This window comes from Candidatus Krumholzibacteriia bacterium, assembly GCA_030748535.1.
Classification (GTDB): Bacteria; Krumholzibacteriota; Krumholzibacteriia; order JACNKJ01; family JACNKJ01; genus JASMLU01.
Window position 1 is genome coordinate 134,829 of the sequence record JASMLU010000002.1, and the last position, 19,036, is coordinate 153,864.

The window sequence follows — 19,036 nt, forward strand, 5'->3', positions numbered from 1 at the left end:
CAAGGAAGCATGGGGATCAACCGACCCCGGCAAGGGGCATCCGGTTCCGATAAAGGCGGTCAAGAAGCTCCCGGAGCGGCTGAAGATCGGCGGCCATCAACTGTGGATCCCGGCTCACCATCGCCTGAGCCCTTTGGCGGGCAAGAGCTACCAGCTCTGCATCGGCAATCGGATGAACCAGACGAAGGTCCTGCATCCCGTGCTGACGGACTCCAAAGAAGTCTCCCGGACCCCGGATCTTCAGATCCTCTTCGGCCAGAACGAAACCGTCGGACTCTTTCACGAATACCTCCAGCCGCTGTCGCGCCTGTTCTCCGAGATTTCCGGGTTCGAGAAGAATGCAGTAGCTCTTCATGGTCCCCCGCCCGATGCGCCCTCGCAACTGGTGCAACTGACTCAGTCCGAAGCGCTCGGGATTATGAATGACCATGAGCGTTGCTTCGGGAATGTCGATGCCTACTTCAATGACGGTGGTTGCGATCAGGAGTTGCGTCTCGCCACTGGCAAAGCGCTCCATCACCTCTGCCTTGCGGGCACCATTCATCCTTCCATGGATCAGTTCGCAGTGAAAGTCGCGGAAGTCTGTCTTGCTGAGTTCTTCGTAGCGCTCCGTGGCCGCCTGCAGTTCCAGCTTGTCGCTCTCTTCCACCAGGGGAAAAATCAGGAAACCCCGCTCTCCCTTTTCCAGCCGTTCTTTCACATAGTCATAGACCTGCCCGGTCTTCCCATCCCCGACTCTGCGGCTGACCAGTGAAGGACGACCGGGAGGCAGTTCGTCGATGATGGAAAGATCCAGATCGCCATAGAGTGTCATGGCCAGGGAACGGGGAATGGGAGTTGCACTCATGATCAGGACATGGGGACGACCCTGATCGTGAAAACTGGCGCGCTGGCGAACCCCGAACCGATGCTGTTCATCTACGACGGCAAAACCGAGATTGTGGAAGTTCACGCCTTCCTGAATCAGAGCCTGTGTGCCGAAGACAAGGGGCAGTTCCCCGGACTCCAGTTCCGACAGGATCTCCTTCTTCTCCGCCGCTGGCGTGCTTCCGGTAAGCAGTGCAGAACGAACCCCCAGTGCTGCGAGCCTCTCTTGCCAGCGACGAAAATGCTGGGCGGCCAGAATTTCAATCGGCACCATAAAGGCCGCCTGATAGCCTGCGCCGATGGCACTGAGAAGCGCCCCCAGAGCCACGACCGTCTTCCCGCTGCCCACATCGCCCTGGAGCATGCGGTTCATTCGTCTTCCGGAGCGCAGGTCTTCGAGAATCTCACCCTGAGATTTCTCCTGGGCCCGGGTCAATTGAAAGGGAAGGGACTTGATGAAATTCTCCAGAAGAGGCGAATCGTCGGGCAGATGAGGACCCTTCTCCTTTCGGAATTGCTCCCGGCTGAGAGCCCCGAGAAGCTGCAGGAGGAAGGCCTCTTCGAACTTGAAGCGCTCCAGAGCGGAGTCCGCAGCATTCTCTGCGTCTGGGAAATGAATCTGCCGGAAAGCTGACTCCCGAAGAGGCCACTTCTTTTCATCGAGCCATTCGCGGGGAAGAATCTCCTGAACAGACTCCATCAGTTCCCGCTGCTCCAGCAGGGCATGCACCGTTTTTCTCATCCAGCGCTGATTGACTCCACGGGTCAGCGGGTAAACGGGCACAATGCCCTGGGCGTGGGGAAAAGCAGAATCAAGATCGCCATCCAGAATTTCGATTTCCGGAGACACGAGTTGCAGCTTCTGCCCGAAACTACCGATCTCTCCGCTGGCAATCACCTCACGCCCGTTTGGGAGCATTCGCTTGAGGAAGGGTTGATTGAAGAAGACCAGTTCCAGTCGCCCGGTCTCATCGCCGATCATCACCTGCAGGAGGTTCATCCCCCTGCGGGGGCGGCGAATGCCGCTGACAAGCACCGTCCCTCGAACGCTGTGCCTTTCCCCGGGCTTCAGTTGGCCGAGAGGAGTCATGCGACTTCGGTCCAGATACTCCCGGGGAAAATGCCGGAGAAGATCTTCCAGAGTCTCAATGCCCAGACGGGACAGGTCTGCTGCACGAGCGGGGCCGACTCCCTTGAGATACTGGCAGGGAGACTGAAGATCCTGATTTCGGGGGTTGTGGGAAGGCATAAGGGGAGATTATCCCAGCAAGTGCGAAAACGCTAGGGGATTTCCTCCAGGTCCACGGCCTGAAGACCCAGCAGCTTGCTCAGTTCCAGTTGGTCGGGATGAAGGCGCTCCATGTCTTTCAGGAGAAGGGAGGACTCATCATAGCGTCCCAGATTGCGGAGCACCAGGGCCATGCCGAGTTTCGCTTCCACATCTCCGGGCGCTCCCTGGATCGCGCGCTGGAAGGCTTCTTCGGCCTCCTTCATTCGGGCGGCACGAAAGTGGGTTACTCCCTGAAGTTTCCAGAGATCCGGGAAGGTCTCATGCTCCTTGAGAGCACGATCGAGAATCTTCTGCGCTTCTGAAGGTCTCCCCTGCTTCAGCCAGCAACGGGCCAGCCCCTTGAGCGCATAGAGATTGCCGGGATCCAGAGACAGGGCCTTCTCGAAACTGCGAGCCGCTTCTGCCAGTTCATTCCGTGCCAGCCGGGTCTGGGCAATAAAGCACTGCAGGGAAGGATCCTCGGGACTGCGCTCCCCGAGACTGCTGAAGAGTTCCTCCGCGCTCTGCCATTCGCCCTGCTTCATGTACATCAGCCCCAGATCGCGCTCCACCTCGTTGAGGTGAGGGCTCTGGGAAAGCGCCTTGCGAAGGTACTGAATGCCCTCTTCCCTCTGACCCAGAGAGTAATTCACCAAGCCCAACAGATAGCGAGCCTGAGTGAACTCGGGCTTGTGTTCGAGAACTTCCTCAAGAAGGGGAAGTGCTTCCTCGCTCTTGCCCAGATGGAAACGGGCCAAAGCCAGATGATAGAGCAGATCATGGGAGTCCTTCCGGATGCCCATGGCGCGAAGGAAAGCCTCTTCTGCTTCCAGATAACATTCCTCATGCAGATGAACCACCCCCAGAAAAAAGGCGGCCTCCAGAAAATGGGGATTGACTTTCAGCGCCCCCTGAAACTCCTCAATGGCACGAGAGTGCTCCCTGGAGCGGAACAGCGACAGACCAAGTTGGCACTGAACATCGGCATAGTGTGGCTTCATGCGAGAAGCCTGCTCCAGAAGACCAACGGCCAGGTCGAAGTGCCCAAGATTGAACTGGGCCACGCCCTCGGTATACACCTCCCGGAACTGAGTAGTACTCTCGAGCAGTTCCAGCACCGGGCTGATCTCCGGCAGGACGTGCTCCTTTTCCTTGAGATGAACCAGAAGGTATTGGCTGACCTGAATGGGAATCTCCGAGCGCTCCGCCAGCACCTGCTTCAGATGTTCCCGGCTTTCATCAGTGTGCCCCAATTCTTCTTCGGAGATTGCAAGAAAGCAACGGGCCTCGACATAGACCGGGTTGATTTCCAGGGCTTTCTCGAAATGAGGACGGGCCTCATCCACTTGCCCGCACATGAAGCGCGAAACACCGAGACAGTAGAGAAGGTCGGGAAAGTTGGGAGTTTCTTCCAGCGCGTGTTCGAAGTGACTGATGGCTTCCTGATACTTCTCTGCCCTCAGCAGACTTCGTCCAATGTTCGCATGTGCTTCTGCGGTGTAGAAAGTTCCCAGGCGATAGGTGGTGCTGTGGACGGGAGACTCGCTCACCGCTGCTTCGAAGCGTTTGATGGCCTCTTCGAACCGGCCCTGATTATAGAGAGTGATTCCCGTGTTGTAATCCTCGTTGCCCCGGTTCCGAAAGATCTTCTGGAATAGGGTCGGCATCTCTCTCCTAATCGCTCTGTTTCCGAAGGAAGGTCGGAACTGTCCATTCCTCGTCTTCGGACTGCTCTGGGCGTAAGGTCGCTTCCTTCACCATGCTTCTCGGCTCCTCCGTCAGGATCGGCGCAGCCTCTTCCATAACCGGTTCGACAGGAGATGTTCCCGCTTCCGACTCAGGAGCGATCTCCATCAACTCAACCGTCGGCGCAGCCTCGAAGGGGAAAGGATTCTCATCGACTGTCTCTTCGGCAGGCAGTTCCACTGTTTCGTCCGAACCCGCCACGGCCGCGAAGGCCCGTTTCGGCGCGGGATGGATCAGTTCCTGTTGCCGCGCTTCCCGACGCTCACTGGAAACTTGATACTCGCTCTGGAATCCGGTGGCGATTACCGTAATGCGCATCGCGTCCCCGATTCCCTCGTCAATCACGGTTCCAAAAATCACATTGGCTTCCTCGCCTGTAGCCTGGGTGATAATCTCCGTGGCCCGGGTCACTTCATGCATGGTCATGGATGAACTGCCCGTGATATTGATCAGCACTCCCTGAGCACCGGCAATTTCCAGTTCCTCGAGCAAGGGGCAACGGATCGCCTGCTCGGCGGCCAACTCTGCGCGATCCTTGCCATCCGCCTGTCCGGTACCCATGAGTGCGGGACCCATTCCCGCCATGATGCTCTTTACATCCGCAAAGTCCAGATTGATCATGCCCTTGACCGTGATCAGGTCACTGATCCCCCGGGTCGCCTGGAGAAGGACATCGTCTGCAACGCGGAAGGCCTCCGAGAAGGCCACATTCTGATCCACAACTTCCAGAAGACGCTCGTTCGGAATCGTGATGAGCGTGTCCACCTCACTGCGCAGTTCCGTCAGTCCGGTCTCTGCCACCAGATTCCTTTTCTTGCCCTCAAAGCTGAAGGGCTTGGTGACAACGCCTACCGTCAAGGCACCCGTCTTGCGTGCAATCTCTGCGACCACAGGAGCGGCTCCGGTTCCGGTGCCTCCCCCCATTCCAGCGGTGACGAAGACCATGTCTGCACCCTGAAGAAGCTCGCTCAACTCGTCGAGATCTTCCTCAATCGCGCGACGACCGACTTCGGGGTTGCCCCCCGAACCCAGTCCCTTGGTCAGCTTCCTTCCGATCTGGAGTCGATGCAGGGCCTGACTTTCCGAAAGAACCTGGGCATCGGTATTGATGTCGATGAAATCGACCCCCGAGAGCCCGGCTTCGATCATCCTTCCGATCGCATTGCCACCGGCACCTCCGACTCCCACGACCTTGATGCTGGCCGAGTCGGTAAATTCCTTGTCAAAACTGAAATGCAAGGGAGCCTGGCTCCGCTCAGACGGGTTCCTGGACATTTCTCTCACCTCCAAGACAAGGTATCCTCGGAAGTGAAAATCTTGTCTAGGATTATTCGGAGTTTCGCCCGGTTTTTTTTCGAGGTCTATCTCCGCGAAAACGCACGCAGGGCACGGCGGAGAGGGCTTCCCCCGGAGCGTTCCGGAACCGACTCCCGACCTTCTCCCTGAAGGCGCTGATAGCCGTAGCGCAGAAGCCCGACGAGTGGCGTGTAGCGGGGGTCCCGAAGTTCAGCAAGAAGACCCTCAGTGTCCACCGGCGAGGCCAGACGCACCGGACGGTCAAAACGCTGGCTGGCCAGATCCCCGATGCCCGGCATCCGAGCCACTCCCCCACAGAGAACCAGCCCAGTCGAGGGAAGGCGAGCCGCCTCGCTTCCTTCCAGGGCAGACCTCCAGGCCACTTCCAGGATTTCGTTCAGGCGGGGATCCATGATGGAACGAATCGTCTCCAGGCTCACGCTCCGGTTCTCACTGCTCCCCATCTGACGAATCGGGAAGCTGAGATTCTGTCGCTTCTCTTCAATTGCAACACAGGCATTTCGCTTCAGCCGCTCGGCCTCTTCAAAAGGAATGCTCAGACCGATGGAAAGATCACGACTGATATTCGAGCCACCGATGGGAAGAACCTGACAGTGTTGCAGGGCCCCTTTCTCCAACACGAGGATCTCCGTGGACCCGTCACCGATGTCGAAGAGAATCGTCCCTGTTTCCCTTTCATCGGGACTGAGTGCGGCCATGGCCGTGGCCAGGGGACTGAAGACCAGACTCTCGACACCCACGCCCGCCTTCTCGACGAGTTTCCTCGTGTTGTCAAGGTGCGGAGAACTTCCCAGAACCAGTTGCACCTCCGCCTGCAGGCGGATGCCATCCATCCCCACGGGATCCTTGATGCCGGAACGACCATCAAGAATGAAATCTACGGGAAGCGTGTGCAGAATGCGGTAGCCCTCAGGCAGCAGCATTCCCTTGGCAACCCGCACCACCTGCTCAAGATCCTCTCGAGTGATTTCACGCCCGTCTCCGTCCTTGACATGAACACCCTCGCTGCGACGGACAACGAAGTCCTTCCCGCTTACCGAAACGAATGCCGACTGCACATCATGGCCGGCCGCAGCCTCTGCCTCACGGCGAGCGGTGCGAACACAATCAAGAGCACGGTCAAAGTCCATCACTTCCCCGCGAACGATTCCTTCACTGCTCGAGGTCCCCAAGCCCAGGACCCGCAGTTTCCCCCGTCCGTCCAGTTCCGCAATGGCCATGGAAACCCGGTGGCTTCCGAGATCCAGTCCCACGATGATCATGCTGTCGTTCATGCTTTCACTCCCGGTCTCTCGCGATGACCTGATCACGGTAACGCAAATCCAGTTCTTCGGGGAAGCTCTTTTCCTGATCCAGTCGGGAGTGGATTTCCCGGTAGTTGGCTATTTTCTCATCGAAGGAATCCCATCCGAGGAGGACCCGGCACTGTCCCTCGTTCCGGTAGAAAAACAGGCCCCTTTCTTCCAGCCCCAGATCGCTGACCTCGCGGGAGAGATCAAAAAAGGACTCCTGAAGAGCAGTGAGAACCGGAAGAGCCAGCGTCATGAGGCTGTCAGCGGAAATACGATCGCTCTTGCGCAGAATCGGCAGATCGGGCGCCTCACTGCCATAGCGTTCCAGAAAGCGGCCCTCCCGGTCGATCTCGCGAAATTTGCCGTCGTAGAAAAGTGCCAGTGCCTCCGATTCCTCCACGCGGCAGCGCAGGGTTCCCGGCAGGTGTCGGCTGAGCTTCAGGGAACGGATTCTGGGAAGGACGGTAAGGGAGCTACCTAGCGTTTCCCGGTCCAGACGAAAAAGAGGCTGCCCGATCGCAGGCTGAAGAAGCTCCCGGATTTTCTCCTCGGGAACCACACGACATCCCTCGACCTCCAGATAGCGGGTCGTGAGGAAATCGCTGTTGAGGATGGCAAGGAATCCCTTCCAGCTCCCCCATCCTCCCAAACCCAGAAGACAGAGGATGAGGACCAGCAGGATCTTGCGCCAGGGGCCGCGGCGGCGAACCGCCATGCGCTGCCTAGGCTTCGCCAAGGAGGACCACCTCCCTTTTCAGGCGAATGCCCGTCTGTCGCTCGACCTCCTCGGCCATGATCTGCATCAGGGACTCGATGTCGGAAGCAAGAACCTTCTCGCCCCGGGCCTCAATGAAATTCGCGTGTCGCTCGCTCACCATGGCCCCCCCGACACTGCGACCCTTCAGCCCGCACTGCTCGAGAAGTCGGCCCGCAGAATCTCCGGGAGGATTGCGGAAGGTGCTTCCTGCGGTAAAGAGACCTCCCGGCTGGCTTCGGGCGCGAGTCTGCTGAACCTCCCGGAATCTCTCTTCCATGGCACTTCGTTCATCGGAGGACAGGAGGGGAAGACGCAGCTTGAGGGAGGTGACCAGAAAGTCCCCGGGCAGGGAAGAATGTCGATAGCGAAACTCGATCTCCTCAGCACTGACCAAACGGCGCTCGCCACCCAGAGTCCAGCCGGAAAGGGAGTGGAAGACCTCTCCGATTTCTCCGCCGAAGCAACCCGCATTCATGCGAACAGCTCCCCCCAGATTGCCGGGCAGGGATGCTGCCCACGCGAAGCCACCCCGTCCCTCTTCCCTTGCAAGGCGTGCCAGACGGGAACTGGAGAGCCCCGCGCCACAGCTTGCGTAATCCCCTTCAAAACGGATCCATGAAAGAGCCTTGCCCACGCGAAGAACCACGCCCCGGATCCCCCCGTCCCGGATCAGGACATTGCTGCCCTCCCCGAGAAAAGTCACCGGGACCTGAAGCTCCCGGAGGCGGGCAAGAAGGGGACCGGCCTCTTCCTCCCCGGGCTCAACCAGCCAGTCGGCCTTTCCGCCGACTCGAAAGCTGCTCAAGGGGGCAAGTGGATGTTCCGCTAACCAGGGACCGGCGTAGGCGTTTTGCGCGGCTTCCATCAGGACTCCTGAAGCCGGGCCAGAAACTCCTCGGAGAAACGGTTCAGGTTGCCCGCTCCGAGGGTGACCAGAAGGTCGCCTTCCTCGAGACTCTCCAGCAGGTAGTCACTGAGTTCCTCGCGATCCGACAGGTGAAGCGCGGGAGTCTTGCCCCGCCGATTGACACTCTCGACCAGAGCTTCGGGAGTGATCCCCTCAATGGGCTTCTCACTGGCCTCGTAGATCTCCGTGATGATGACTTCCTCGGCCAGATCAAAGGCCGCTGCGAAATCATCAAAGAGAATCTGAGTCCGGCTGTAGCGATGAGGCTGGAAGACGGCCTTCACAGGGCGTTTCGAGTGTTCATGCAGTGCTTTAAGTATCGCAGTTATCTCCGTGGGATGATGTGCGTAATCGTCGATGACAAACACTCCCCGAGCTTCCCCCTTCACATCGTAACGCCGTCCCACGCCCCGGAAACGAGACAGCCCCAGAGCGATGGCTTCCGGCTCCATGGACAGCTCCAGACCCACGGCCACGGCCGCCAGGGCATTGAGGAGATTGTGATCCCCAAGAAGAGGGATCTCCGCTTCTCCGCGGTTCCTCGCACTTTCCCAGGCAAATCGCATTCCCCGCTCGCTCTTTTCCAGAAGACGACCGCGAAGAGCCGCATCCTCGCCGAAACCGTATCCCACAATGCGGCCGGAGACCGAGGGCAGAAGGGACCGCAGGACCGGATCCTCCAGACAGACGATGCTCGCCCCATAGAAAGGAACCCGGTCCAGAAAGTCCACAAAGGCCTCCTGGAGCTTTTCAAAGGAGCCGTAGTGGTCGAGATGTTCGCGATCCACATTGGTCACGACAGCCCAGGTGGGCGCAAGGCGCAGAAAAGAGCCGTCACTTTCATCCGCTTCCACCACCATGTAGGGACCGGAGCCCAGGAGGGCATTGCTTCCGATACTGTGCAGCCTTCCGCCGATCACGGCCGTCGGCTCCAGTTGGCCCGCATGAAGGATCTCCGCAGCCAGACTGCTGGTGGTGGTTTTTCCGTGGCTTCCGGTCACCGCAATGCCGTGCTTCAGGCGCATCAGTTCTGCGAGCATTTCGCCACGGCGAACCACGGGGATCTTCCTGCGGCGGGCCTCCTGAAGTTCCGGGTTGTCGGGAGGAACCGCCGTGGAGTGGACCACAACATCCGCCTCCCCCACCTGCTCGGCACGATGTCCCACATGGCAGGAAATCCCGAGACTCCGCAGCCGCTGCAGGGCAGGACTCTCGCTCAAGTCGGAGCCTGACACCCGAAACCCGCTGTTTACAAGGATTTCTGCGATTCCGCTCATGCCAATTCCACCAATAGCGACCAGATGGATCTGGCGGGTTCTGCCCAGGATCATGATATTTCTCCTTTGGAGCCAGGAGAAGAAATATCATCGGCTCCCCGCCCCGACAAGTATTTCTCTATGGAATCCAGGATTCTGCTCGCGGCATCGGGTTTGGCAAGAGATGCCGAAGCAAGCGCCATCTTCTCCCGCAGTGCCCTGTCGGAAAGTAGCGGGCGAAGTGCCTCAGAGAGGATTCTGCCCTGAAGTTCCGAATCCGGAAGAAGAAGGGCGGCACCGGCCTCCACGAGCATCTCCGCATTGCGGGTCTGGTGGTCATCGACGGCATGAGGATAGGGAACCAGTATTGCGGGAAGCCCGCAGACGGTCAGTTCGGCCAGACTCATGGCTCCGGCCCGGCAAAGCAGAAGATCGGCTTCTGCCATGTGCCGCGGCATGTCGTCCAGATAGGGAAACACCTCAATGGAATCATGGACAGCGAGCGCGGAACGGACTTCCTCCAGCTCTTCCTCTCCTGTCTGAAGCAGCGCGGTGAAGGCAAGGTCCTTCAGCAAAGCCGGCAGGGCCTCCATCACGGCGCGGTTGATCCTGCTTGCCCCGCGGCTGCCTCCAAAGACCAGAAGCCGGGGAGGGCCTTCCTCTCTCTCCCCTGTTTCCCTGTTCAGAAAAGAGGGTCTTAGGGGGTTCCCGAAAACAAGACAGGAAGATTTGGGAAAATGTTCCTCTGTTCCCCGAAAGGCCGCATAGATTTCCCGGGCACGCGATGCCATCCAGAGGTTCACCTTGCCGGGCACGCGATTCTGCTCCTGAAGGAAATAGGGAATGCGCAGGCTTCGGGCTGCCAGGACGACCGGAAGGCTGACATAGCTCCCGGTGGCCAGCACCGCATCAGGGCGAAAACGCCGAAGGTGACCGATACAGAGAAACCAGGCACGCAGGAGGTCCCAAAGAAAGAGAATCCGCTGAAGAGGATTGCGCCCCCTCCAGGGCCTTGCGGGAATCGGGGCAAAAGGAAGCCCTTCACTTGCGGCAGCCCGACTCTCCAGGCCCCGTCCGGATCCGAGATAGAGAGCCTTTCTGGCAGGATCCCGGTCAAGAAACTCCCGGGCCAATGCAAGGGCCGGGTAGATGTGCCCCCCGGTTCCCCCGCCGGTAAAGATCATGCGCTTCATGAGGAACCCCTCTGAAAGAGATCTTCCAGTTCACCGCTCACCTTCCCTGGAGACCTTCGATCCGGTTTCTTCTGTTGCCGATCCACGGAGAGACAGATCCCCACGGCCGCCATGTTCATGATCAGGGCACTTCCCCCGTGGCTGAAAAACGGCAGAGGTAGCCCCGTCAGGGGAAACAGTCCCAGAGCTACGGCCATGTTCAGGAAAGTATAGGCAAAGACCATCGAAGCCATGCCCGAAGCAAGGTAGCGCCCGAAAGGCTCTGTATGCCGTCTTGCGATCTGCAACATCCGTGTTGAAAGAAAGACAAGAAGAAAAAGCGTGGAAAGAGAGCCCATCAGACCCAATTCTTCCCCGACAATGGAGTAGATAAAGTCAGTGTGATGGTCCGGGAGAAAGAACACCTTCTGCCGACTCGCACCGGGACCCCGGCCCCTTACCCCTCCGGCACCGAATCCGATCAGGCTCTGACCCAGTTGATAGGTTTCGTCCCGCAATTCCGTCGGGTCGACCCGGTAGGTCCAGTCAATGCGCTCCCGAATCCTCTCACTCGCCTGGTAACCGGTCCCCGCAATAAACAGTCCCCCCAGCAGCAGGGCCAGGAGCCATCGACGGGGAAGGCGGGCAGCCAGAAGCAGTAGCAAGCCACTCAGCCCGATCGCAAAGGCGGAGCCGAAGTCGGGTTGAAAGATGACAAGGGCGGGGACAAGAAAGAGCACGAGCAGGGGAAGACGCAGACGCTTCCAATGGCTGCCCTCCTCTTCCCTGTCGGCCAAAAGTTTCGCCATGAAGATCAACATGGCCAGTCGCGCCAGTTCAGCGGCTTGCAGGGAAAAGCCGAGAAGCGAAAGCCAGCCACGGGTGCCCCGGATTCCCTTTGTAAACAGCACCATCACCAGAAGAAAAACGCCCAGGAGGAAGCCTGCGAGAGCCAGTTTGCGAAGAACCTGATAGTCAATCACCACGAGGAGAACCAAAACGGAAAGTCCGATCATCACGTGGAACACGCGGTCGGACAATTCCTGCAGACCCACTTCCAGTCCTCCCTTCCGATGGGCGGAACTGGCAGAATAGAGCATCGTGCTTCCGAAGAAGATCAGGACAAGAAGGGTCAGGATGAGGGTGCGATTCAGGGAGCGGAAGAGGGCAATCATGAGAGCTCCCGAATCAGATCCCGGAAGCGGTCGCCCCGGTCCTCGAAATCCCGGAACTGATCAAAACTCGAGCAGGCGGGAGAGAGAATGAGATCCTCCCCTTCAGAGCCTTCCTGCCGGGCCTTCTTGATGGCACGCTCCAGAGTTTCACAGGCAAGGGCGCGGTCACCAAAAGCCTCCAGGATTTTCCCGCTGGCCTCTCCGATCGCGTAGACCCGCTTCAGTCGGGGAAGGCCCCCTGCCAGAAGACTGAAATCACCGCCCTTGTCCCTGCCACCGGCAATAAGTCGAAAGGGTCGGGGATGCTTGCCCAGACTCGCGAGGGTGGCTTCGACATTGGTGGCCTTCGAGTCATTGAAGCAGTTCAGGGGACCGAGAACTCCCAGAGACTCCATGCGATGGGGAAGGCCGGAAAACTCCCGGAGTACATCTCCAGCCGCCCCGGGCTTCAGGCCCAGGGGCAGGGAAAGAGCCAGCGCCGCCAGCGCATTGAGAAGATTGTGCTCCCCGGCCAGGGCCAGTTCTGCCAGCGGCAGCACCCTGTCCTCCTTCCCCCCGAACCTCAGGCAGAGATCATCGCCCAAGAGAAATGCCCCCTCCCCACCGGAGTCCTTTCGGGAAAAGCGCAGTCTTCTCGAGGGACAGAAAGAAAGCCGCTCCTCGAGGCTTTCATCAAGAACCAGCGTGTCTTCCTCCTTCATCAAGGAGAAACAGGCCAGCTTTGCGCGGGCATAGGCCTCCATGCTGACATAGCGATCCAGGTGATCGGGCGTGAGGTTCAGAAGAGAGGCAGATCGGGGGTGGAAGCGGGAAAAGGTCTCCGCCTGAAAACTGCTGACTTCCACCACCCAGACATCGGCATCGGGATGATTGACGATGGCATCGGATAGAGGCGTTCCGAGATTTCCACAGGCAGGAGCCCGCAGACCGGATGCCTCAAGAAGAAGCGATGCCAGAGTCGTGGTGGTGCTCTTGCCATTGCTGCCGGTAATGGCCATCACCGGGCGACGGGTGCGGGAGAAGGCCTCTTCCAGTTCTCCGCTCACGCGGATTCCCCGGCGGCGAGCCACATGCACGGGGAGCGAGTCCAGCGGAACGCCGGGGCTGAGAATCAGGGTGTCAATCCCTTCAAAAAACTCCTCGCGAAAAGCCCCTCCACGAAAATCCAGATCCCGGAGCGCGGAAGGAAGATCCTCCTGCGAGAGCTTGCTGTCCGCAAGCCGGGGGCTTTTGCCTTCCTCCATCAGCAAGCGGGCAGCAGCTTGCCCGCTTCGGGCCATTCCCAGAATCAGGGTACCGGACATCTATCTCAACTTCAGCGTGGAAAGTCCGATCAGGACCAGAAGAACCGCCAGAATCCAGAAACGAACCACAATTTTCGGCTCCGCCCAGCCCTTCAGTTCAAAGTGATGATGCAGGGGAGCCATCCGGAAGATTCTCCTCCCGCCGAAAAACCGGAAGCTTCCCACCTGGAGGATCACGCTCAGGGCTTCCAGGACAAAGACCCCGCCGAGGATTACGAGAAGGAGTTCCTTCTTCAGCAAAATCGCCACTGTGCCCAAGGCTCCGCCCAGGGAGAGACTCCCCGTGTCTCCCATGAAAATCTCTGCGGGATGGGAATTGAACCAGAGGAAGCCGAGAGAAGCCCCCACCACCGAGGCACAGTAGACGGTCAGTTCCTGGGCTCCCGGCAGATAGAGAATGTTCAAATACTCACTGAAGACCTTGTTTCCGCTGAGATAGGCCAGAGCCATGAAGGAGAAGAAGACAATGGCGGTAATGCCGATGGCAAGACCATCGAGACCATCCGTGAGATTCACGGCATTGCTCGTGCCGGCCACCACGATCACGACCAGGGGGACATAGATCAGTCCCAGTTGCAGAAGGCTTCCCTTGAAGAAGGGAAGTTCGGTTGCAGAAGCCACCCCGGGTTCCAGAGGGAAAAAATAGAGAAAGCAGCCAAGACCGAGGCCAAAGGCCAGCTGTCCGATCATCTTGTAGCGACCGACAAGTCCCTTGCTTTTCTTACGAACGATTTTCAGGTAATCATCAAGAAAACCGATCAGCCCCGTCCAGACCGTGACCGCGAGAACCAACTGCACATAGCGATTGGAGAGATCCGCCCAGAGCAGACTGGGCAGGAGAATGCCAGCCAGAATCAGAAGACCGCCCATGCTCGGGGTGCCCGCCTTCGCCTGATGGCTTTCAGGCCCTTCGCTGCGGATGGTCTCTCCCAGTTGAAGTTGCCGGAGCTTTCGAATCAGCCAGGGGCCGATGATGAAGCAGATCAGCAGTGCCGTGACCATCGCATAGGCACTGCGAAAGGTCAGATAACGGAGAACCCGGAAGGCCGAGAAATACTCCGCGAGCCAGGGTTGAAGGTAATAGATCATTGCCATTCCTCAGGACAGTCGTTCAGCGTTTTCTCCAGCAGGGGAAGAAGCCTCTCCATGGCCATTCCCCGGGATCCCTTCAGGAGTATCCGGTCCCCGGATCCAAGCAAAGCGGAAAGTTTCTCCACCAGAGATCCATGATCCTCGAAATGGTAGGAATGGTCCAGCCCGGCTTTTGAAGCTTGCTGCACCATGACGGCCGAAAGGGGACCCAGTGCCAGAAGTCCGTCGATCTTCCGCCCGGCGATTTCCTCTCCCAGTGCCCCGTGAATCCCTGCGGCATCGTCACCCAACTCCAGAAGGTCGCCCAAAACGGCCCAGCATTTCCCTTCCGAAGGCTGGGACAGCCAGTCGAGAGCCACGCGCAGGGAGGACGGATTCGCATTGTAGGAGTCGTTCATCAGCAGGTGTGAGCCCAGACGAAGGAGTGTCGAGCGGTTTTCCTCTCCCTGAAAGGACTTGAGAGACTCCAGCATCGCTTCGGCCTCTGCGCCAAGTTCCCGGGCCAGTGCCCAGGCCAGAGACAGGTTGAGAAGGGTATGGGCGGAAGGAGCGGCCAGTTGGCCCTCCAGGCCTTCGATCCTGAAACGGCGTTGCACGGGGTCGATCAAACCGAGATCCTCAATTTGGTAGTGGTTTTCCTCTCCCCTTCCGGCAAAGACCGTTCTGGCGGGACTCGACTCCTTCAGGGCGCGGGCATAGTCTTCATCACCGGAGGTCACGAATAGACCTTCTACCGGGAGGGATTCCGGCAACTCGCTTTTTGCCCGAAAGACTCCGTCAAGATCCCCCAGTTCCTCCAGGTGCGCTTCGCCGATGTTTGTCACGATACCGGCAAAGGGCGGGAAAAGATCCGACAGTTTCCGGATCTCCCCGAAACCGGAACAGCCCATCTCTGCCACGACATAGTCGGCGTCCTCCGGCATGGAGAGAAGGGTGAGAGGAAGGCCGATCTGGTTGTTCAGGTTGCCCTTGCTCGCATAGGTCTTCCCATGGCTTCCCAGCAGGGCCGCCAGGAGATCCTTGGTTCCGGTCTTTCCATTGCTTCCGGTAATCGCAAGAACCCGGACATGGCAATCTCTCACGCGCTGAGACGCCAGTTCCTGCAGAGCGCTCAGGCAGTCCCTTACCCGAAAGAGAGAAAAGCCGTCAGCAGATTCTGAAAGTCGCTTGAAGGGTTCCTCCTCCTCCAGAACCAGAGCAGAGGCTCCCGCTTTTCCCGCTGCATCGAGAAACCGGTGTCCGTCGGTGTTATCCCCGGGAAGAGCGAAGAAGATCTCTCCGCCCCGGATACTCCTGCTGTCTATCGAAGCTCCCGAAACACCGGCACTTCCCCGATGGGAGTCCAGAAGCTGCCTTGATGCAGCCAGTGTTTCCTCGATCCATGCCGGGTTAATCACTGCGCCCTCCCGCCTTCTGAACTTCTTCGGAATCCCGAAAGGGAATGCGTTCGCCGGCGATTTCCTGACAGGTTTCATCTCCCTTGCCCAGCAGGAGAAGAAGATCCCCGTCCTCACACTCTGCACAGGCCCGGGCAATCGCCTCGGAACGGGAACTGATTCTCTGCCAGGAGTATTTTGAAGAATCCAGTCCGGACTCCATGTCGTCGAGGATCCTTTCTGGATCCTCGCTTCGGGGATTGTCGCTACTGAGAATCAAGTGATCTCCAAAAGAAGCGGCCAGCGCGGCCATCTGCGGGCGTTTCCCCCGGTCCCGGTCCCCGCCGGCTCCGATCAGGATCCGGAGAGTTCCCCGGCAAAGAGGGCGAGCCGCAAGACAGACTTTTTCCACGGCATCGGGAGTATGCGCAAAGTCAATCAGCACCCTTGCCCCCGAGGGAAGTCGCCATGACTCCATCCTTCCGGGAACCCCTACGAAAGTGGGAAGGCAATCAATGAGCAGGTCCTTGTCCCTCCCCATTGCATGGGCCAGAGCCAAAGCTCCGGCTACATTCATTCCATTGAAGCGTCCGGGAAGTGGCGAGAAGAAGTCCCGTTCTCCCTCTCCGGCAAAACTCATTCGCATCCGGCTCCCCTCGGCACTGCAGTCCTCTTCAAGAATGCGATAGTCCGCTTCCTTGTGATGCCCGAAGGAGAGAGCCCCTGGATGCACTTTGCCCACCTGTTTCATCCACTCATCGTCGCGGTTGTAAAGGCAGGGGGCACGATCTCCCAAGAGACCGAGGAGAAGCAGTTTTGCCTCAAAGTAATCCTCCATACTCCCGTGATAGTCCAGATGATCCCGACTGAGGTTGGTAAAAAGCGCAGCATGAACCTTGCAACCTGCCAGCCGGGACTGCTCGAGAGCGTGGCTGCTGGCCTCCATAACCGCGCCCGCAAATCCCGAGTCCCGCATTTCCCGAAGAAAGGTGGAAAGACGCAGGGCATCGGGAGTCGTGTGACTGCTCTCTTCCTTTCTTAGGCCGGTCTCATAGCTCAGGCTCCCCAGCATGCCCCACTCCTCCTCCTGCCCGAGAAGATGGCGAAGAAGAAAGACAGAACTGCTCTTTCCATTGGTTCCGGTTACGGCAAGAAGAGGCCAGTCACGGGAAGGGTTTCCGGCCAGAAGGTGGGCCACTTGCCCCGCACTCTCTGCTGGGTAATCACAAAGAAGGGCTGGCAGATCCCGCGGAAGGGTCGCCGTGGATGGAGCAAGAACCGCCACGGCCCCCCGGGAAAGAGCCTGTTCCAGGTAGTCCAGACCCTCACTTTGCACTCCCGGAAGGGCGGCAAAAAGATCGCCGCTTCTCACCTCCCGGCTGTCAAAAGAGATCCCGGAAATCGAAGCCGGGCCACCCTCTCTCCTGCAATGGGAGAGTGCATGACAAAGCTCCTCCAGGGTCCAGATTCGGCTCATGGTTCTCCCAGTTTCACGATAATCTTGCGATCTCGGGGGGCTTCCTGACGAATGACAATTCCCTGGCCCCGGGCTTCAATCTGATAGCCCCTTTCCAGGGCGCGTTTTCTTGCCTCGCGGAGTGTACAGCCTTTCAGGCGGGGTGGTTCCCCGGGCTTTCGCTTTTCTCCCCCGAGAATCAGGTTCAGATTCTCATCCGGTGGAAGCAGTGCGCCGGGGGCCGGTTCCTGCGCCACGACCCTCTCTCCCCGACCTCGAAGAAGAACGGGGACACCGGCCTTCACCGCCAGGCGCTGAGCCTCCTCCGCTTCCAGATCGAGATAGGAGGCAAGACGAAAGCCCCCAGGATTCCCCTTCTCGTCTTCCTCGATTTCCGGCAGAGCCAGCCAGTCGGTAGACAGGGCTGCCCGGCGGGCAATTCGCGCGAAGGCCGGAGCGGCACTCACCCCGCCATGGTGCTTCCCGTATCGTGGTTCGTCCAGAAAAACACCAATCACAAGGCTCGGTTTCTCCAGAGGAATCATGCCGATGAAACTGGCCATGTATTTCCCCGACTTGAGTTTTCCCTGTTCGAACTTCTGTGCGGTTCCGGTCTTCCCTCCCACGCGGAAAGGTGCCGCGGCGGCTCTTGTTCCCGTTCCCTCAAGAACCACCTCTTCGCAAAGCTCCAGGATCTTCCGGGCCGTGGACTCCCGACATACCTTCCGAATGCTCAACTCCTCGACTTTCTCCGCGGGCCGACCGGATTTCGCCCGTGCCAGAATCAGTTGAGGTTTCATCAGTCGACCCTCATTTGCCAGAGCAGCAAAAGCCGAAACCATCTGAAGAGGAGTTGCACTCATCTCCTGTCCGAATACCAGGGTCAGGCGACTTCGTCGGCTCCATTCTGTGGGGTGCCGCAGGATGCCGTCCTGCTCTCCGGGATACTCCAGTCCGCTTCGGATCCCGAATCCGAAATCTCTCAGGGTCGAGAAGAGCTCCTGATCGCTGACCCTTTCGGAGAGTTTGGCAAAGCAGACATTACTGGAAAGGGAAAAGGCCTCCCGAAAACTGAGAAAGCCGAAATGCTCCTTGTCATCCCGGATGGCAAATCCATCAATCAGGGCCGTCCCATCTTCAGCATCCGTCTGGGTCTGGAAGTCCACGCCCCCTTTCTCCATCAGGGCGACACTGCTGAGAGCCTTGACCGTGGAGCCGGGCTCATAGGAAGCCTGCAGGGGGAGAAGTTGCCATTCCACGGCACGGTAGGCATCGTCGCGGGATTCCGGCGAAGGCCAGGATGACAGAGCCAGCAGGTGGCCCGTGGAAGGCTCGAGAACCACGGCAGCCCCTGACTTGGCAGAAGCGTCTTCCACCGCCCGCTTCAGTTCTCCATCCACGATTGCCTGCATTTTGTGGTCGATGGTCAGAGTGACATCTCCCCCGGGAACGGCGGGTTTGACCACGATCTTCGAACTGCTCTTGCTGCTTCTTCCTCTCCCGTCCTTCTGCACTCTCGCAAGCCCCGGTTCCCCGGCAAGAAACTCCTGCAGGGAAGCCTCAAGACCTCCTGCTCCGTTGCCCTCGGAATTGAGAAATCCGATCAGGGGCGCAGCGATGCTCCCCAGGGGATAGAGTCTCTTGGTCTGCTCCTCCAGCCTGAAGAGACCTGTCTCTTCCAGAGCTTCTCTCTCTTCGGAAGTCAACTGGCGGCCATCGTCGAGAAGGAGGAAGTGACCATTTTTCTTCAACTGACGCCGAAGAAGGGACTCCTTTCTGTCCAGTATCCTCGAGAGCAGACCCAGAATCCTCTTCTTCCGTTCCCCCTCCATGTCGACAAACCAGGAAGGGTCGGTGCTGATTCTGATCTTGTGTGCGCTTACCGCCAGCGGAGAGCCGCTTCGGTCATAGAGATTGCCGCGACTCCCGGGCAGGGACACCTTGCGCTCCCACTGCCTCAGAGCGCAACGGAGGTAGAAGTCATGTTGGACCCACTGGAGTTGAATCAGGCGAGCCGCCAGCAAGAGAGAGAGAGCAATCATCAGCCTC

At 58.8% G+C, this 19,036-nt stretch carries 13 protein-coding genes and 1 pseudogene; all 14 read right to left on the reverse strand.

The features are described from left to right. Nucleotides 1-16: 16 nt before the first annotated feature. Nucleotides 17-2,116: an ATP-dependent DNA helicase RecG gene (recG, locus tag QGH30_04565; GenBank protein ID MDP7021610.1), complete on the reverse strand. Its 2,100-nt coding sequence runs from the start codon at nt 2,114-2,116 to the stop codon at nt 17-19. Between the two features lie 32 nt (nt 2,117-2,148). Continuing rightward, a complete protein-coding gene (locus tag QGH30_04570; GenBank protein ID MDP7021611.1) occupies nt 2,149-3,804 on the reverse strand; it encodes a tetratricopeptide repeat protein in 1,656 nt (551 codons plus the stop codon). Nucleotides 3,805-4,126: 322 nt separating this feature from the next. Continuing rightward, nucleotides 4,127-5,158: pseudogene (gene ftsZ / locus QGH30_04575) on the reverse strand (cell division protein FtsZ). An 86-nt stretch (nt 5,159-5,244) separates the two neighbouring features. Then, entirely contained in the window at nt 5,245-6,474 is a 1,230-nt protein-coding gene (gene ftsA, locus QGH30_04580; protein ID MDP7021612.1) for a cell division protein FtsA, read from the reverse strand. Between the two features lie 4 nt (nt 6,475-6,478). Further along, nucleotides 6,479-7,228, reverse strand: a complete 750-nt coding sequence (locus QGH30_04585) for an FtsQ-type POTRA domain-containing protein (protein MDP7021613.1) — start codon at nt 7,226-7,228, stop codon at nt 6,479-6,481. Continuing rightward, the gene (gene murB / locus QGH30_04590) at nt 7,215-8,114 is read right to left on the reverse strand and encodes a UDP-N-acetylmuramate dehydrogenase (GenBank protein ID MDP7021614.1); all 900 of its coding nucleotides are present in this window, start codon (nt 8,112-8,114) and stop codon (nt 7,215-7,217) included. Before murB ends, QGH30_04585 begins: the two co-directional genes overlap by 14 nt. Continuing rightward, nucleotides 8,114-9,487 carry a UDP-N-acetylmuramate--L-alanine ligase gene (murC, locus tag QGH30_04595; GenBank protein MDP7021615.1) on the reverse strand — a complete coding sequence of 458 codons (1,374 nt, stop codon included), beginning with the start codon at nt 9,485-9,487 and terminating at the stop codon, nt 8,114-8,116. The genes murB and murC overlap by 1 nt, the downstream gene beginning before the upstream one ends. Then, a complete protein-coding gene (gene murG / locus QGH30_04600; GenBank protein ID MDP7021616.1) occupies nt 9,484-10,605 on the reverse strand; it encodes an undecaprenyldiphospho-muramoylpentapeptide beta-N-acetylglucosaminyltransferase in 1,122 nt (373 codons plus the stop codon). Before murG ends, murC begins: the two co-directional genes overlap by 4 nt. Further along, on the reverse strand, nt 10,602-11,759 hold the full coding sequence (locus QGH30_04605) for an FtsW/RodA/SpoVE family cell cycle protein (GenBank protein ID MDP7021617.1): 1,158 nt from the start codon (nt 11,757-11,759) through the stop codon (nt 10,602-10,604). Before QGH30_04605 ends, murG begins: the two co-directional genes overlap by 4 nt. Next, on the reverse strand, nt 11,756-13,063 hold the full coding sequence (gene murD / locus QGH30_04610) for a UDP-N-acetylmuramoyl-L-alanine--D-glutamate ligase (protein ID MDP7021618.1): 1,308 nt from the start codon (nt 13,061-13,063) through the stop codon (nt 11,756-11,758). Before murD ends, QGH30_04605 begins: the two co-directional genes overlap by 4 nt. Continuing rightward, a complete protein-coding gene (gene mraY / locus QGH30_04615; GenBank protein MDP7021619.1) occupies nt 13,064-14,152 on the reverse strand; it encodes a phospho-N-acetylmuramoyl-pentapeptide-transferase in 1,089 nt (362 codons plus the stop codon). Beyond that, nucleotides 14,149-15,552, reverse strand: a complete 1,404-nt coding sequence (gene murF, locus QGH30_04620; GenBank protein ID MDP7021620.1) for a UDP-N-acetylmuramoyl-tripeptide--D-alanyl-D-alanine ligase — start codon at nt 15,550-15,552, stop codon at nt 14,149-14,151. Before murF ends, mraY begins: the two co-directional genes overlap by 4 nt. Further along, complete coding sequence (locus QGH30_04625) at nt 15,545-17,008, reverse strand: UDP-N-acetylmuramoyl-L-alanyl-D-glutamate--2,6-diaminopimelate ligase (GenBank protein ID MDP7021621.1); 1,464 nt, start codon at nt 17,006-17,008, stop codon at nt 15,545-15,547. Before QGH30_04625 ends, murF begins: the two co-directional genes overlap by 8 nt. After that, a complete protein-coding gene (locus QGH30_04630) occupies nt 17,005-19,029 on the reverse strand; it encodes a penicillin-binding transpeptidase domain-containing protein (protein ID MDP7021622.1) in 2,025 nt (674 codons plus the stop codon). Before QGH30_04630 ends, QGH30_04625 begins: the two co-directional genes overlap by 4 nt. Between the last annotated feature and the right edge of the window lie 7 nt (nt 19,030-19,036).